At 64.8% G+C, this 16,650-nt stretch carries 15 protein-coding genes; 3 read left to right on the top strand and 12 right to left on the bottom strand.

Annotated elements, in window-relative coordinates; translation table 11 throughout:
- Window positions 1–115 precede the first annotated feature (115 nt).
- Together ABD05_RS13450 and ABD05_RS13445 are read left to right on the top strand one after the other, a co-directional pair.
- Window positions 116–1,870 carry an AMP-binding protein gene (locus ABD05_RS13450; RefSeq protein ID WP_047900550.1) on the top strand — a complete coding sequence of 585 codons (1,755 nt, stop codon included), beginning with the start codon at window positions 116–118 and terminating at the stop codon, window positions 1,868–1,870.
- Window positions 1,871–1,899: 29 nt separating this feature from the next.
- A complete protein-coding gene (locus ABD05_RS13445; RefSeq protein WP_047901201.1) occupies window positions 1,900–2,817 on the top strand; it encodes a DUF1571 domain-containing protein in 918 nt (305 codons plus the stop codon).
- Window positions 2,818–2,844: 27 nt separating this feature from the next.
- Here ABD05_RS13445 and ABD05_RS13440 read toward each other — a convergent pair whose 3' ends face one another.
- Entirely contained in the window at window positions 2,845–3,129 is a 285-nt protein-coding gene (locus ABD05_RS13440) for a PXPV repeat protein (protein WP_047900549.1), read from the bottom strand.
- A 295-nt stretch (window positions 3,130–3,424) separates the two neighbouring features.
- Here ABD05_RS13440 and hfq point away from each other — a divergent pair, with 295 nt between their 5' ends.
- Complete coding sequence (gene hfq, locus ABD05_RS13435) at window positions 3,425–4,006, top strand: RNA chaperone Hfq (protein WP_047900548.1); 582 nt, start codon at window positions 3,425–3,427, stop codon at window positions 4,004–4,006.
- Window positions 4,007–4,085: 79 nt separating this feature from the next.
- On the opposite strand, the gene ABD05_RS13430 is transcribed toward hfq, so the two are convergent.
- The 11 genes from ABD05_RS13430 to cpaB form a co-directional block, all read right to left on the bottom strand.
- On the bottom strand, window positions 4,086–4,793 hold the full coding sequence (locus ABD05_RS13430; protein ID WP_047900547.1) for a DUF2968 domain-containing protein: 708 nt from the start codon (window positions 4,791–4,793) through the stop codon (window positions 4,086–4,088).
- A gap of 54 nt (window positions 4,794–4,847) precedes the next feature.
- Complete coding sequence (locus tag ABD05_RS13425; protein WP_047900546.1) at window positions 4,848–6,239, bottom strand: sigma 54-interacting transcriptional regulator; 1,392 nt, start codon at window positions 6,237–6,239, stop codon at window positions 4,848–4,850.
- Window positions 6,240–6,290: 51 nt separating this feature from the next.
- A complete protein-coding gene (locus tag ABD05_RS13420; protein ID WP_047900545.1) occupies window positions 6,291–8,288 on the bottom strand; it encodes a pilus assembly protein TadG-related protein in 1,998 nt (665 codons plus the stop codon).
- Between the two features lie 95 nt (window positions 8,289–8,383).
- The gene (locus tag ABD05_RS13415; RefSeq protein ID WP_047900544.1) at window positions 8,384–8,713 is read right to left on the bottom strand and encodes a DUF3613 domain-containing protein; all 330 of its coding nucleotides are present in this window, start codon (window positions 8,711–8,713) and stop codon (window positions 8,384–8,386) included.
- Between the two features lie 20 nt (window positions 8,714–8,733).
- On the bottom strand, window positions 8,734–9,576 hold the full coding sequence (locus tag ABD05_RS13410; protein WP_047901200.1) for a tetratricopeptide repeat protein: 843 nt from the start codon (window positions 9,574–9,576) through the stop codon (window positions 8,734–8,736).
- 17 nt (window positions 9,577–9,593) lie between these two features.
- Window positions 9,594–10,586, bottom strand: a complete 993-nt coding sequence (locus ABD05_RS13405; RefSeq protein WP_047900543.1) for a type II secretion system F family protein — start codon at window positions 10,584–10,586, stop codon at window positions 9,594–9,596.
- Between the two features lie 4 nt (window positions 10,587–10,590).
- Window positions 10,591–11,589: a type II secretion system F family protein gene (locus ABD05_RS13400; protein ID WP_047900542.1), complete on the bottom strand. Its 999-nt coding sequence runs from the start codon at window positions 11,587–11,589 to the stop codon at window positions 10,591–10,593.
- Window positions 11,582–12,952, bottom strand: coding sequence for a TadA family conjugal transfer-associated ATPase (locus ABD05_RS13395; RefSeq protein WP_047900541.1), 1,371 nt, complete (start codon window positions 12,950–12,952; stop codon window positions 11,582–11,584). The genes ABD05_RS13400 and ABD05_RS13395 overlap by 8 nt, the downstream gene beginning before the upstream one ends.
- A 3-nt stretch (window positions 12,953–12,955) precedes the next feature.
- Window positions 12,956–14,230 carry a fimbrial protein gene (locus tag ABD05_RS13390; RefSeq protein WP_047901199.1) on the bottom strand — a complete coding sequence of 425 codons (1,275 nt, stop codon included), beginning with the start codon at window positions 14,228–14,230 and terminating at the stop codon, window positions 12,956–12,958.
- Between the two features lie 60 nt (window positions 14,231–14,290).
- Window positions 14,291–15,622: a type II and III secretion system protein family protein gene (locus ABD05_RS13385; RefSeq protein ID WP_047900540.1), complete on the bottom strand. Its 1,332-nt coding sequence runs from the start codon at window positions 15,620–15,622 to the stop codon at window positions 14,291–14,293.
- A gap of 65 nt (window positions 15,623–15,687) precedes the next feature.
- Window positions 15,688–16,614, bottom strand: coding sequence for a Flp pilus assembly protein CpaB (cpaB, locus tag ABD05_RS13380; RefSeq protein ID WP_047900539.1), 927 nt, complete (start codon window positions 16,612–16,614; stop codon window positions 15,688–15,690).
- Window positions 16,615–16,650: the final 36 nt, after the last annotated feature.

Genomic DNA, 16,650 nt, shown 5'->3' with positions numbered 1-16,650 from the left:
GTACGCGGGGTCATGCGGCGCGTCGAGGCGCCCGCATTGATCGCCCGTGAAGCATGGGGCACGGGCAGGCGTTGAAGCGCCTGCCCCCGCCGAAAGCAAAGACCGGAGACACGTCATGTCATCTTCCGCAGCAACCGCAGCGGCCCAGGTTCCGCCGAACACCGACGGCATCTGGTACGCGTCATACCCGCCCGGCGTACCGCACGAAATCGACGTCGCGCAATACGCGTCGCTCGTGCAGTTCTTCGACGAATGCACGACACGCTTCGCCGAGCGCGTCGCCTACGTGAGCGCAGGCGCATCGATGACCTATCGCACGCTCGCGCAGAAAGTCGACGCGTTCGCGTCGTATCTGCAAAGCCTCGGCGTGAAGCCCGGCGACCGCGTCGCGATCATGCTGCCGAACACGTTCCAGTATCCGGTCGCACTGTTCGGCACGCTGAAGACCGGCGCGATCGTCGTCAACGTCAACCCGCTCTACACCGCGCGCGAACTCGCGCACCAGTTGAAGGACAGCGGCGCGCAGACGATCGTCGTGTTCGAGAACTTCGCGAGCACGCTGCAGGAGGCGCTGCCGGAAACGCAGGTGAAGAACATCGTGGTCACCGCGCTCGGCGACCTGCTCGCCGACGGCTTCAATGCGAAAGGACGCCTGATCAATTTCGTGCTGAAGCACGTGAAGAAGCTCGTGCCGGCCTACCACCTGCCGCAGGCGATCCGGCTGCGCTCCGCTCTCGCGCTCGGCACGCGCGGCAAACCGCAGCCCGTGCAGACGACGCGCGACGACCTCGCGTTCCTGCAATACACGGGCGGCACGACCGGCGTCGCGAAAGGCGCGATGCTCACGCACGGCAACCTGATCGCGAACCTGCTGCAGGCGAAGGCGTGGATCGCCGACCAGGTCTCGGGCGATGTCGAAACCGTGCTCACGCCGTTGCCGCTTTATCACATCTATTCGCTGACGGTGAACGCGTTCATCTTCATGGGACTCGGCGGGCGCAATATCCTGATCGCGAACCCGCGCGACATGAAGATGGTGATGAAGATCATCCGCAACGAAACGTTTACCGGGATCACCGGCATCAACACGCTGTACAACGCGTTCCTCGACAACGAGGAATTCCGCAAGCGCGACTTCTCGAAGCTCAAGCTCGCGATGGCGGGCGGGATGGCGATGCAGCGCGCGGTCGCGGAGCGCTTCCAGCAGGTGACGGGCCGGCCGGTGGTCGAAGGCTACGGCCTCACCGAATGCTCGCCGATCGTCACGATGAACCCCGTGAACCTGAACGACATGGCCTCGTTCAGCGGTTCGATCGGCCTGCCCGCCCCGTCCACCGTCGTGCGCTTTCGCCGCGAGGACGGCACCTGGGCCGCCATCGGCGAACCGGGCGAGCTGTGCGTGCATGGGCCGCAGGTGATGCGCGGCTACTGGCAGCGTCCCGACGAGACGGCCAAGGTGATCGACGCCGACGGCTGGCTCGGCACCGGCGACATCGGCGTGATGGACGAACGCGGCTTCATTCGCCTCATCGACCGCAAGAAGGACATGATCCTCGTGTCCGGCTTCAACGTGTATCCGAACGAGATCGAGGAAGTGCTCGTGATGCATCCGGGCATCAGCGAGGCCGCCGCGATCGGCATTCCGGACGAGGTGCAGGGTGAGCGGATCAAGGTGTTCGTCGTGCGCCGCGACCCGTCGCTCACGGCCGACGACGTGCTCGCGCACTGCCGCAAGAACCTGACCGGCTACAAGATGCCGAAGTTCGTCGAGTTCCGTGACGCGCTGCCGCAGACGAACGTCGGCAAGATCCTGCGCCGCGCGCTGCGCGACGAGGAACTCGCCAGGATCAAGGCCGCGAAGCAAGGCTGAACGCTCCATCGCTCCGGGAGATGCTGTCGATGAACGAAGGAAAGAAGCGCAGCGCGCGGCATGCGGCCGCCGCGGCAGTCGCATGCATGTTGTCGCTCGCGCAGCCGGGCCTGCATGCGCAGGAAACGGCCGAGGCCGCAAGCGCGGCACAGGAGGTCGCGCTGCCGGCGGACCTGGCGAAAGTCACGCGCGAGCCGGTCGCGCAACAGGCGCACTGGCTGCGGACGGCTGCACACCGCGGGACGCTCGCGCAGCTGGATGACGCGACGCTCACGACGCTCTTCAAGGCGCTCGATCCGCTCGCCGTGCCGCTCTATATCCGTAATGGTCCTAACGGCTATCCGGCGTACCAGTTCACGATGGTGCGTCAGGAGCGCATCAGCGGGAAATGGTCCGACACCCCCGACCGCATGCTCGTGAAAACCACGCGCGAGCCGCTGCGGGTGTATGCGAAATGGCTGCCGGGCGGCGCGCATGCCGGACAGGAGACGATCTACGACACGACGCAGCGCAAGGACGAGATGTATGGCCATCTCGGCGGCCTGCTCGGCAAGATTCCGTTGTGGACGGCGCTCGACGGCGCGCTCGCACGCGCCCAGTCGAATCACCAGGTGAAGGATCTCGGCACCGAGTTCATCACGAGCCTGTACCTGACCGAAGGGAAGAAATACGTGGAAGCCGGCGTGCAACGACCGACCCGGGTGGAGGCAAAAACGATCGGCGGCGTGCGCGTCGTCGCGCTCACCTACGAAACGCCGACCGGCCGGCCGCAGTTCTACGCGAAGAAGGAAGTCCTCGGGCTCGACCTGCACGCCCCCTATTTCCGGACCGTCGAGTCCTACGACAACGACGGCAGGATCTTCGAGCGGATCGTCATCGAGAAAATCGCGCCGGCGACGCTCGACGACACCGCATTCGACCCGAAAAACCCCGACTACGCGTTCTGACTCGCGCCGGCGGGGCCGGCCTCGGGATCAATCGTCATCGTCGTCGCCGTGGTGCTTGTGCCAATGCTTGTAATAGTGCTTGCGCCACTTCCGGTAACGATCGTCGTCGTCATCGCCGTAGTAGCCGTATCCGTAGCCCGGATAGGCGACCACGGCCGGCTGCGGCGCCACATAGACCGGCGCCGGCTCGACATAGACCGGTGCGACCGGTACGCCGATGCCGACCGACAGGTCGACATGCCCCGCCATTGCACTGCCGGAAGCCAGCAACGCCACGCCGCCGACCCACCCTGCCCATCGCCTCTTGTTCATGTTCTGGATCCCTGATATGCCGGCCCATCCGGCTCGCGCGAGTAATGTAGGCGCAGCGCGCGCACCAAGGTGATACGGCGCTGCGAGAGTCGTAACGCGACGTAACGAAACAGCCCTGGCCGTTAGGCCGAATCGCGAAAATGCGCTGGAACGTCTATAGTGGGTTACGGTTCGACACAATCACGACTGCGCGCTTCCCCATCGAACAGGGTAGAATTCCGCCAAACGCCTTGTGGACGAACCCGTCACACACACGCACAACATATTCTCTGACGCAGGCTCCTGCCGCACCTCAATGGCCAATCCCGCAGAATCCCATCCGCAAAACGACTTCATCAATTCGGCGCGCAAGGAACGTAAGCGCGTTGAAATTTATCTCGTCAACGGCATTCGTCTGACGGGGTGTATCGAGTCGTTCGACCAGTATCTGGTGATGCTGCGCACCCCCGTGGGTCTGCAAGGCATCTACAAGCGCGCGATTTCCACGATCCAGCTCGACACGGGCGGCGCGCGCCCGGGCGGCGGCGGCCCCCGCGGGCCGCGCACCGGCGGGCGCCCCGGCGGCCGTGAAGGCGGCGGTCACAGCCCGTACGGCTCGCACGGCGGCCCGCGCGAATCGCGTGGCGACGGCGGCGGCTACGGTTCCCGCGAACCGCGTGAAGGCTATGGCTCCCGCGAGCCGCGCGAGGGTTACGGCTCGCGTGAACCGCGCGAAGGGTACGGCGCACCGCGCGAACCCCGTGAACCGCGCGAAAGCTACGGCGCGCCGCGCGACACCGGCGATGCATCCGGCAACACGTCGCCGTCGGATGCACGTGGCGGCAACGGGCCAGTGATCGTTACGCGCCGCCGGCGAATCGTGCCGGACGGCCAGTAAAACAAAAGGGCAAGCCAACTGGCTTGCCCTTTTTCCTTGTGCGGCCGGCGCGGCATGTCGCCGCACCGCTACTCTCAGCTCAGCGTGCCGCCGTCGGCAGGCCCGCGTTGGCCTCGCGCTGCAGCGAACGCACCTGCTGCTGCAACGCGCGCAGTTGCGACTGGAGCTCGGCCTGTTGCGCCTGCAACGCGGCCGTCTCGCTGCGTACGCTCTTCTGGCGATCCGCGACCGCTGCCTGCTGCTGGCGTGCGATCGAGATATCGGCCTGCAAGCGCCGCGCCCGGTCCTGCGTGACTTCGATCTGCTTGTCCATTTGCGTCTTCTGCGATTCCAGCTTCGCCGCCCGCAGTTCGTTGACGGCCAGCCGCTCCGCCTGGCGCGAGAAATCGCGATAGATCGCTTCCGCGCGCGTTTCGTCGTAAGTCTTGATCACGCGCCAGAACGCCTTCTGCTGGAACAGCGCGACGAAGTATGCCCCGTCCTTCACGTTGAATAGCAGGCTCGCACCGTAGCTGCCGTTGTAGCTCGTGCGCATTTCCGTCAGCGAGTGCGCCTGGATCTGGCGCTGCAGGTCATCGACCGTGCTCGGCCCGGTCGACTCGCCCGCCTGCGGCTGCACCGACGTCTGGACCTGCGAATCGATCACCGGAATCGCGGCCACCGGCGCCGATGCCTGCTGCACCGCCGGCGAATCGCTGCCTGCCAGCCCTTGCGCGTAAGCGCCCTGCATGCCTCCCACCACGGCGAGCAACACGCACGCCCGCCCCAACCCCGTCATATGGCTCATGAAGTTTTATTCCCGCCCGTGTCGTTGTAATTCTGCGCGATTTTATCTCATTAATTACTCGCTTTCGCGTGTCTCGGGCTCTTCGTCGAAGATCTGATACTTGCGCATTTTTTCCCACAATACCTTGCGGCTGATGCCGAGCTGCTGCGCCGTGTCCTGACGCCGCCAACCATTTGCGTCGAGCGCCGCGATGACGCGGTTGCGCTCGTTCATGTCCCACTTGCTGCGATCGACGAAGACCTCGGCCGCACTCTCCGCCGGCACCGGCTGTGCCGAGTTGCGCGCGTGCGCAATCAGCCGCTGCAGCCGCGCGGCATCCCACCCGCCCGTCTGCCGCACCGTCACGCCGACCCGCTCCGCGAGGTTGCGCAGTTCGCGCACGTTGCCGGGGAAATAGCTGTCCGCAACCGAATCCGTCAGCCAGTACGGCAGATCGGACAACTCGGCGAGCCGGTTCTCGCCGACGACCTGTGCCACGAACGACTTGAACAGCGCGATCTTGTCGACTGCGCCGCGCTCCTCCAGAGACGGAATGCTCAGCTCGATCACCGCGAGCCGGTAGTAGAGATCGGCGCGGAACAGGCCGTCCTTCACGAGCTGCGGCAGCTTCTTGTTGCTCGCCGCGACCAGGCGGAAATCGACCTTGACCGACGTCGCCGCGCCGACGCGCAGCACCGCGCCGTCCTCGAGCACGCGCAGCAGCTTGACCTGCTGGTACAGCGGCAGATCGCCGACTTCGTCGAGGAACAGCGTGCCGCCCGCCGCCTGCTCGAAATACCCTTTATGCGCAACAACCGCGCCCGTGAACGATCCCTTCGCATGACCGAAGAACAGCGATTCAAACAGGCCGTCGGGAATCGCGCCGCAGTTCACCGGCACGAATTCGCCGTGCCGGTAGCGCGAATGCTTTTCGTGCAGCAGTTGCGCGATGCGCTCCTTGCCGACGCCGGTTTCGCCGTGCAGCAGCACGTTGGTGTCGCAGTCGGCGAACGTATCGACTTCGTGCAGCAGCGCCTGCATCGATTCCGAGTGCGCGACGAGTTCGGACGGCTGTAACGTTTCGGCCGCGTGCGCACGCAGTTGCGTGACGAGCTTGCCGATCATGCCGCGCAGCTCGGCGCACGTGAAGTCGAGCGGCAGGATGTGCGAATACTCGGGCGGATACTGCGACGAGTCGTGGTCGCGCGCCGCGCCGACCCAGACGACCGGCATGCCGATGTTGGCCTGCCAGTCGCGCAGGAACGCCGCGCCGGTTTCGATCATCGATACGCTGATGATCGCCAGCGACGGCCGCAACGCGGCGCGCTCGGGCGAGATCTCCGCGTTGTCGGCACGGATCACTTCGACGTCGAAGCTCGCCATGCACCGGGCGACACGGTCGACGATGTCGGCCTTGCCTTCCCAGACGTACAGGTCGAGCTCTTCGATTGCGGGCGTGGTTCTCATGATTCGGGTGCGGCTTCAGTAATTGACGAGTGGCGTTGTATTGCTGTCGATTCAACGAACAAGCACAGGATCGCCGCATTTGATCGCGAGCGGCGAGTTTGCGACATAGGCGTTACCCAATCCGAGTCCCAGAACACCCGTGACCGAGGTCAGAATTGAATCGACCGGCTGCAGAAGGAGCGGAACGAGCGTGTTCCCGAGCGCGGTCAAAAGCGGTCCGGTCAACGTAGACAGCAACTGGCTCAATATCGAACTCACATCCAATCCCAATAACTTCAGCAAGTTCAGCAATGCTCCCGTTATACCGCCGCTCACCTGCAGCGATAGCGTCAGGCCGCTATTTGCGATTCCCTGCACTGCGGGCGCCAAAAATTGGGTCGTCTTGACCGGGCCCTGTATATCCGGTGGTGAATCCGATGACTTGAACGTAAGCGTCTGCGGGCTTTGATTGGCGACGGGAACCGACAGTTGCCCGGATTTCAGGCTGACTGTGACCGTGATCTGCTGAACAAGCAACGAAATCAAAGTGGATAGCAAGCCACCGCTGCCCAGCTGATTACCGAGCACCGTCGTCAAATTTGTCTGGCCGCCGAGACTAGGCTGATTGCCCAACAGAGTAAGCAGATTCTGTAAATTGACGGTCAGCAGCGGAACCGTTCCGCTACCGTCGGGAGCATAACCGGCAGGAGCAGTGAGATTGATCTGTGCCGGCGCGCTCGAGGAGCCGCCCAAATAGGCGGCAAGTGCCCCGGTCTGAACGTTCACTTTTGCGATTTTCTGGTTCGCACTACATACAACAGACTGCAAACCAGCCGTCGCGGGCGCCACATAGATGGTGACCGGCAATTGCACGGTCGCCACCGACGTCGGGCTACCTGTCGCACAACTATTGTTACCGTAGGTCAGCGAGCCATCGGAGCACGTCGTCAGCAGCGACAGCGTCGTATTGAGGAATATTGTCCCCTGCGAAGCCGTTGCATGGGTCGTACAATCCGTCGTCCCACAAGTCGACGGGCCGGGTGGACCGCTCGCCGTAGCCGGCTGATTACCTGCAAGCGACACCGAACCTTTCACGGTCGCATTCAACAGCGGCGCAAGCGCAGTCGGTGTCTGGACCTGTATGGACTGAATGCCGACCGGGGTCGTGCCGTTCGCGACTTGTAACGCCGTTGTCAACAATCCGAGCGCGTTGACGCTGGCATTAACCGCGCTGGCTCCACTTGAGACAGCGGTTTGAACGAGATTTCCAAGCGAGACTGAAGGACCACCACAGTTCTGGGAATTGGGGCAGATCGTAGCGACGATTGCGCTCAGAACGGTCAGATTCGCGGCTGCTACATTCTGTTGCGTCGCCGCCTGCAATTCGGCATTGAGCAGTTGGCCGAGTGTCACGGTACCCGATAGCACGGACGTGCTGGAACCGATCGGTAAATTGGCAAGAATGCCAGCCATGTTCAGGTTGACCTGCGCCAGCCCCTGATAGTCGGCTACCGACAGCGTCAACGGATTGGGGGAATTTGTGAGTGCCGTAAGCAACTGATTGACCAGGCCACCCTGCAACGTGGCAAGCGACGTGAGGAGCGTAAAACTGTCGGAAGGTGCACTCTTGGCAATGGCCGACGCGCTGATCGTCACTCCATTGATAAAAAGCCCGGTCACGGGTTCGGAGACGGTAACGCACACGGCGTTGACCGATTGACCGTTGCTGACGACTCCGCCCGACAAGCCGGCACATTGATTATTGGCGGGCAGCGGTGCGCCCGACGTGCGGGTGAACTGTGCGCTGCCGCCGCTGCTTTGCGGCGCGGCCCAGATGCCGCACGTCACGGTTGCGGACGGTTTTCCCGACAGCAGGCTCGCCGGCACGTTTGTGACTTGATTGACCGCAGTCGTTGCCGCGGTGCAAGTGGCGTCGCTGGCAACCTGCGTAACAGCGGAAAGCGCGGCCGCATCGGCGGCCGCCTGCATATGGCGTCGTTCGGCATAGTAGCGGCCGATATCTGTCGCGCCCAGCACGATGACCGCGATCGCCAGGAAGATCGTCACCATGATCGCAGCGCCGCCACGCTGGTGACGTCTCCGTGAGCAGCCGGCTCGGCGCCGCCGAGCTACATGTGATTGATCTGTGCGCATCGCCGCCTCGCCTACTGCTGCGCACCTTGCCCGCCACCCGACATGCCGCTGGCAGAACCGAGCTGCGAATTCATCGTGTCCGGAATCCGGTTCTTGAACGAGTCGAGATAGCGCTGATAGACGAGCGTCGCAACCTCTCCGAGCATCGGCTGCGTTGGCGCCGCCGCGCGATTGTCGCGCTGCATTGCGAGCCATTCCTTCGCAGAGCGCTCGACGTCGGATGCGCGCGGTGCGTCGACATCTTGCGCGTATGCGACCGTCGAGCCCGCTACCAGCAAGACGATCGCGCCCAGCACCGCAATCCGGCCGACGTGCATGTTTCGGTCATGTTTGTTGTTCATGTCGTTCCCCGGATGTCTGTTCATTGTGCAAAGCGCTGCAACAGCGGCACGGTCTGGTCGTAGCCGAAATTGTTCGCCAAAGGTGTAATCGGGGTCGCGGCGGCACGGCGCGACACCACCGGCGGCGTCGCAACCGCGCGCTGCTGCGCACGCACCGCCGCGACGATCTTCGCGGCGTCGCCGTTGATGTCCTTGCGGATGTCCGCCGGCAGATGCTGCTGGTTCATCAACCGTTGCGCATCCTGTGCGCGCCCCGCCGCAATCAGGTAAAGGGCGAGATTGCTGACGATCTTCGGATTGCGCTGGTCCAGTTCGGCCGCCTTCATCAACGGTACCCGCGCACCGACGACGTCGCCACTGCGTAGCTTCGCGTACGCGAGATCGGACAGCAGCGACGCATCGGTCGGCGCGAGATCCGACGCCTGCGCGAGCACCTGCGCCGCACGATCGAAATCGCCTGCCGCGCCCGCGATCAATCCGAGCCCGCGATAGCCTCGCGCGGCAAGCGGCGTTTTCAGCAGTTGCGTGTAGGCGGCCGCACTCGCGGCCGCCTGGTCAGTCATTCGCAGTGCGTCCGCGCGCAACAGGACCGACTCCGGGATCGCTCCATATGTCCTGTCGTATGAGTCGATGTGCGCGAGCGACGCAAAGTAGAGGCCCTGCGCCTGCATCCGCTGGATCAGGCCCAGATACATCCCCGGTGTATCCGGGACCGACTGTTTCTGATCGGCCGCCTGCAACAGCGACGCGCGCTCGGTCTGCGCGCTGACGCCGTACCCGTTTTCCTTGGTCGCGCACGCGCCGAGCAGCAGCACCGCTGCCGCCACGCCCGCTCGCACTGCCATTTCGCTGATCCGCTTCATCGTCTTTCCTTCCACCGTCAATGACGCGACGACAGCGCGTGCGTCACCGCCAACAAGCCCGGCCCGGCCGTCACGATCAGCAATGCGGGCAGCAACGTCAGCACCATCACCCCGGTCATCTTCACGGTCAACCGGCCGATCCGTTCGCGCAGCATCGCACGACGTGTCTCGCGCAACCGGTCGCCGAACTGCTTGAGCGGCTCCTGTACCGCGCCGCCATGCTTGTCGACCTGGACCATCAATCGCACGATCGCGCGCAAATCCTCATTGTCGAATCCGCCGGATAGCCGCTGCAACGACTGTTCGCGCGTCCGGCCCGCCGCGAACTGGCGCTGCGCAATCCCCATCTCCGACGACAGTACCGGCATCATCCCGCGAAAATCGTTCGTCACGACCTGCAGGCTCTGATCGAGCGACAAGCCGACGCCTTGCAGCAAGCGCAGCATGTCGACGAACAACGGCAGTTCATCGACCACGCTCTGCCGCCGCGCCGTCGCACGGCGCTGCACGTAGAGCTTCGGCAACATGAAGCCGAGCCCGAACGCGGCGAACATGCCGATCGTCCAGATACCGCCCTTCATGCGCCCGCTCGCGAGGATCGCGAACAGCAGCGGCAGTCCGATCCCGCACGCGACGCGCGCGCTCAGGAACAGCCCGCGCGTCCGGGCGTCGACATAACCGCATTGCTCGAGCAGGCGGCGATCCTCCTCCGCGACAACGTATTTGCCGAGCCCGGTATCGAGCCAGCGCACGCCCGCAGCCGACAGCCGGTCGAGAAAACGTTCGACACGCTGCCTGCCGCGCACGTCGGGCTTCGCGGGCGCATCGCCATCCGGCGCGGTCCGCGCTTTCGCTGCCTCGAGCGCAGCCATGCGCCGGTTCAGCGCATCGACAAGCGCGCGCTCGGCACGCGTCGCGGCACTCGCGCGCAACAACGCGATCATGCCGAACAGCAGCACGCCGAGTGCGCCGCTCGCCAGGGCAATCGCTCCGATCTGAGTCGCTGTCATAGCATCACCTGAGCCGAGCCATTCGATACAGCCAGACACTGCCGGCCAATTGCAACAGGAACGCGAACATGAGGAGCGTCCGTCCACCCGGATCGTTCCACATGCCATGCAGATATTTCGGATTGTTGACGACGATAAAGCTGCCGATCGCGATCGGCAACATCACGAGCACAAACGCCGACAACCGTGTCTCGGCCGACATCGCGGTCAGCTCGCGCTCCGCCTGTTCGAGATCGCGCATGAACACGGCCATGCGTTCGAGCATCACGTCCGCGCGGCCGCCATACTTGACCGACAAACGCAACACGGAGCCGACAAGTTCGAACTCCTCGGTTCGGTAGATCTTTGCGATGTGGACCATTGCGCGATCGATTTCGACACCGCCGCGCAACATCCGCGACACGTGGTCGAGACAACCGCGCAGCGGCTCCTCGGTCGTCAGCAGCGCGGACTGGAATGCCGCTGGCACGCTATTGCCGAGCGTCACAAGACGCACGATCCCGTCGAGGAACGACGGGATCTGCCGGACAATCTTCAATCTGCGCCGCTGAATTCGCGACGCGAGCCACACGCCGAGTATCGAGCTGCCGCACGCGAGCGCCGCGAAGCACGCAAGCGCGCCGCCGCGACTGCCCGCGAATCCCGCGACAACCACCAGCACGACGAGTGCGACGAGCGTCTTGCCCCGCGCATCCTCGATCCCCGCGCGACTCGCGAGGTTCGTCAGATACTCGGATGCCACCGCATACCAGTGCGCCCAAAATGCGTCGGACGATACATTCCGTGCCGCGCCCGGTTGCGGCACGGCACGCGCCGCACCGGCCGCGGACTGCCGTGCCGGCTGTGCCGCGGCACCGGCACGTGCGCCGGGTTCGAGCCGGCTGTCGATAAAACGCTTTGCGTCGGTCCGCACGCGCCGGGTCTCCGCGTGACGCCACAGCATCATCGCCGCCGCGACGCACAGCATCGCGCACGCCAGCGCCCACACCATCGCGCTATACATTGAAGCCCCCGCCGCCACGGCCGAACCCGCCACCGCCAAAGCCGCCGCCAAACCCGCCATCGCCGAATCCGCCGCTCGTCAGCGTCTGGCGGAAGCGCGCAAGCTTCGGCGAATGCGGATGAATGCCCAGCGTTTCCCAGTGGTCGACCTCCTCGCCCTCCGGCGTCACCCGCGCTTCGTAGCGATAAAGCTCCTGCGTCGCGATGATGTTGTCGGACAGCCCGGTCACTTCGGTGATCGACAGGATCCGCCGCCGCCCGTTCGACAGGCGCCCGATCTGCACGATGAAGTCGATCGCGTTCGCGATCTGCCGGCGCAGGCTCGACTCGGTCCCCTGGAAGCCCGCGAAGCCCGCCAGCATCTCGAGACGGTACAGGCACTCTCGCGGCGAACTCGCGTGCACGGTGCCCATCGAACCGTCGTGACCGGTGTTCATCGCCTGCAGCATTTCCAGCACTTCGCCGCCGCGCACTTCGCCGACGATGATCCGGTCCGGGCGCATCCGCAGCGTATTGCGCAGCAGGTCGCGAATCGACACGACGCCGGTGCCGTCGAAGCCGCCCGGCCGGCTCTCGAGCCGCACGACGTGCGGGTGGTTCAGCGACAGTTCCGCCGTATCCTCGATCGTCACGACACGCTCGATCTCGGGAATGTGGAACGCCAGCGCGTTGAGCAGCGACGTCTTGCCGGAACTCGTCCCGCCCGACACGAGAATGTTGCAGCGTGCCTCGACCGCCGCCTGGAGCAGCGTGTTGATCTCTTCGTTGAAGGTCCCGTTGCCGAGCAGGTCGGACGGCTTCAGCGGATCCTTGCGGAATTTCCGGATCGATACGACCGGGCCGTCGATCGACAGCGGCTCGATCACGACGTTCACGCGGCCACCATCGGGCAGCCGCGCATCGACCATCGGGTTCGACTCGTCGAGACGCCGGCCGATCGGCGCGAGGATGCGACGCACGATCCGCAACAGGTGCGCGTTGTCGGTGAAACGCACCGGCAACTTCGCGAGGATCCCGTGACGCGATACGTACACGTCGTTGTAGCCGTTGATCAGGATGTCCTCGACAGCAGGGTCCGCGAGCAGGTCCTCGATCGGCCCGAAGCCCGCGAGCTCCTTCGTCAGCGCCTCGGCGATCGCACGCACCTCCGTCTCGTTGAGCGGAATGCGGCGCAGGCGCACGAAGCTGTCGATCTCGAGATCGACGAACTGGTTGATCGCCTGGCGGGACCATCGGCCGAACTCGGCGCCCAGTTCTTCGATGCGCGTCAGCAAGTGCTCGTGCGCGGCATTCTTGATGTCGTGGAATTGCTGTGTCTGGGAGAACGGCGCTGCGCCGTCGGCGAATTGAATGTCGTGTGCCATCGCTTACGACCGCTTGGACGAGGGTTGAATGAAACGCTTCAGCGCAGACAGGCCGGACGCCGGACGTGGTGCCGCCGATCCGACCGACACGCCTGGCAGCCGTGCGGCGAGCGACTCGAGCGCGCGCACGTACGGGTCGCGCTCCGCCATATCGACGATGAGCCGGCCCTGGTTCGCCGCACGTCCGATCGTGACGCGGCGCGACGGCAAGGTACCGACCAGCGACAGGCCGAGGCGCTCGGCGATCTGCGCGGGTGTCAGGTCGAGTGCAGGGTCGTACTGGTTGACGACGAGCCGTACGCGATCGGTATCGACGCCCGCGTCGCGCAGCCCGGTAAGCAGATCGGCTGCCGACACGATCGACGCGACGCCCTGATCGCAGACGAGCCACGCTTCGTCGGCCGAGCTCGCGATCTGGGCGACGAACTCGCGGTTCGAAAAGCCGCCGAGATCGACGATCTGCTGATCGAAGAATGCGCGAAACCGGTTCAGCAAACCGGCACACGACGCGTACGAGACGTCGCGCAGCCCGCCGAGATCGGGCGGCAGCGTCGTCAATGCGACGCCGCTCTCATGCCGGGTCAGAGCGGTATTCACGAAGGTGCGGTCGATGCGGCGCAGGTTGTGAACCGCATCGATGAAATGGAATTCGCAGCGGGTATTCAGGAACAACGCGCCATCGCCTGCCGGCAGCCCCAGGTCGACGAGCGCGGTCTGGCGACCGGCCGGTGTGCCGCCATTCGGCACACCGCCCGCCCCCGGGCTCGCCGCGCGCTTCTGCAGCCATACGGCGAGATTCGCCGCGAGCGTGCTCACGCCCATGCCGGTACGCGCACCCAGCAACGCGACGAGCTTGCCGTGGCGGCTCGCCGGCTCGGCGACGTTCGCAAGCAGCCCGCGCGTCGTGCGCAACGCATCCTCGGCTGGTGCCGACACGTCGATGAAATCGCGAACGCCGGCGCGCAATGCGGCAAGCGTGCTCTCCGGCTGTGCGAGCGAACCGAGCGCGACGATCGGCAACCCCGGATGCGTGGCGCGAACTGCGGCGGCGGCAATGCTCGCTGCCGTGCCGCCATCCGAGAAATCGATGAAGACGAGCGCCGGATTGAGACCCGTGATGCGCTGTGCAAGCACGCCCGGTTCGAGCGATGCGGCCTCGACCGCACCGGCCGACACGAGCGTATCGGCCAGCCAGCGGACATGCGCCTCCTGTTGAGATGCGCAAACGAAATAGTCGGTCACGGCGGGTTCACACAATGATTGGATTCGCGCGTTCATGCTGAACACCCCCGATTACGCAAGGCGTGCCGAAGCATCGCAACACGCGATGCTTCGCACTCATTTCGAAAACCCCGGTGCGGCGTCCGGCGAAGCGGCACCACCCAGATACGACTGCCATACCGGCCCGTTGCGCTGTTCGGACAGCTCACCCGGCGTGGCAGGCAGCACCGCCCCCTTCGCGATTGGCGCGACGAGATGCGGCGTCACGATGATCAGCAGTTCCTTGTCGTTCTGCTGATAGCTCAAATTCTTGAAGAAGGTGCCGATGATCGGCAGATCGCCGAGCAACGGCACCTTGCTCACGTTCGACATCGTCTGACGATCGATCAGGCCGCCGATCACGAAGCTCTCGCCGTCGCCGAGTTCGACGGTCGTGTCCGCGCGGCGAGTCGTGATGCCCGGTACCGCGACGCCGCTGATCGTCACGCTGTTCACGAAATCGAGCTGGCTCGACTCGGGTGCGACCTTCAGCGCGATCCGGCTGGGACTCAGGACCGTCGGCGTCAGCGAAAGCCCGACGCCGTATTGCTTCCACTGGATCGCGGTCGAACCGAGCCCTTGCGGGGACGGCACCGGAATCTCGCCGCCCGCAAGGAAGCTCGCGCTCTGCCCCGACAGCGCGACCAGCGTCGGCTCCGCCAGCACGCGCGCGAGATTGTTCGCCTCGAGCAGTGACAGGTCGGCAAAGATGCCGCGTCCCGCAGCATTGACGACCAGGTTGAACGCGGACGCGACGGGTGACCCGAGCGTCGGAATGTAACCCGCGGTACCGGGACCCGCCCCGCCGCTATAAGACTGCACGCCGCCCGGCGAAAACGATCCGAACGAGAAGCCGTTGCTCTGCTTGAAGAAATTGAACCCGACCTGTTTGAGCACCGAGCGGCTGAATTCGACGACCCGCACGTCGACCTGTACGACATTCTTGCCGGTGACCGTCGAACGGTCGATCACGACGCCCTTCCCGCTCATGTTCTTGCCGACCGCGGCGGCGCGCGCATGCGCATCGAGCGACGCCGACGATCCCTGCAACACCGCCGTGCCGCCATATGCATTCACGCGCGGCGTGGAGCCATCGAGCACCGCTTGCGCTGCCGCGTCGACGACTGCGACGTTCCAGACCGTCGGTTCGTCATGACCTCGCTCCCACAGCATCACGTTCGTCGCGCCAGGCGCCTTCGCGGTCAGCAGCACGGAACCCGAGCGGCTGCCTTTCATGATCAGCACGTCGGCGATCGCCGGATCGCCGACCGCGACGCGCTGCAGCGTGCGGCCCGCCGAAATCTGCCGTTGCGCGCCGACCGCGAGCTCGATTGTGCCGCTCGCACTCGCGAACGATGCGAAAGTCATGGCGCAGATAGCAATCGCGAATGCAATCAGTGTGTTTTTCATTGTTTGGTAGACCGTCGCGCGGCCCTTTACTTGTCGTCGCTGATGTCAATGGCCGTCGATGTCGTTCAATAGGCAACCGTTTCCGACCGGCCGCCACGGATCACCTCGATGCCGCCGCCGCTCCCGCTCGGCCGAACCGCCGGCGGCAGACGCGACGGCAACGGCGGCACGTTCACGTTGGCCACCGGCGTTCTCGGTGTGCCGGACAGCTGTTGCAGCGAGACGCCGGCGGCGGCAATTGCCGACGGCGACAGCTTGTTGTCCGTACGCACCGCGACCGTCTGTATCGCAAGCTCGTCGTCGCGCGGATTTCGCAACGCGAAGGTCAGGCGGCCGCTCGCCTCGCCGAGCGTCAACGCATCGACCTGCGCGGTCGGCACCGCGAGCACCGCGATGCGGGCGCCGGACGCTTGACCGTTGTTGCCGGTGTTGTTATTGCCGCTGTCGCGATCGGGTGTCGCATCGCCGAACGACAGCACCCGCACCCTCGACAACAGTAGCCGCGCCTGCGTCTGCGACACTTCGCCGTCAAGCATCGTGCCGCCTTCGCGCTTCAGGTTCAGGAACACATCGACGAAATTGCCGGGACGCAGCCGGTTGCCGACCGCATTGGTTTCATCGACACGCACTGCGACCGCACGCTCGCCCGGTTGCACATCCTCGGCAAGCCCCGAGACCAGTGCACCCGCGACGACCGGCGACGATGCCGGAATGTCCGCCGCCGGCACCCGTCCAACGAGTGCGGACGGATCGGTGAATGCGCCCGTCGGCGCCGGCGTGGTCGGCTGAATCTTCAGCGCGTCGGCCGTGATCGGCTGGCCGACGGGCAACACACGCGTCGCGACCACGACCGGAACCGGACTGGCCGCAACGGTTTGTTGGACCGGCACGGGATTCGGCGTACTGCGTCCGAGCATCCATGCGTAGATTCCGAGCAATACGGCGATCGCAATCAGCAGCCCCGCGATGATCTTCGTTAAATTGTTGGCCATGTTGTCGTATGGATGCCGGAATAAAAGTCCGATAAG

The sequence above is a fragment of the Burkholderia pyrrocinia genome (assembly GCF_001028665.1).
Lineage (GTDB): Bacteria > Pseudomonadota > Gammaproteobacteria > Burkholderiales > Burkholderiaceae > Burkholderia > Burkholderia pyrrocinia.
The sequence above is the reverse complement of the archived record's forward strand: the minus strand, read 5'-3'. Positions and strand labels throughout refer to the sequence as shown.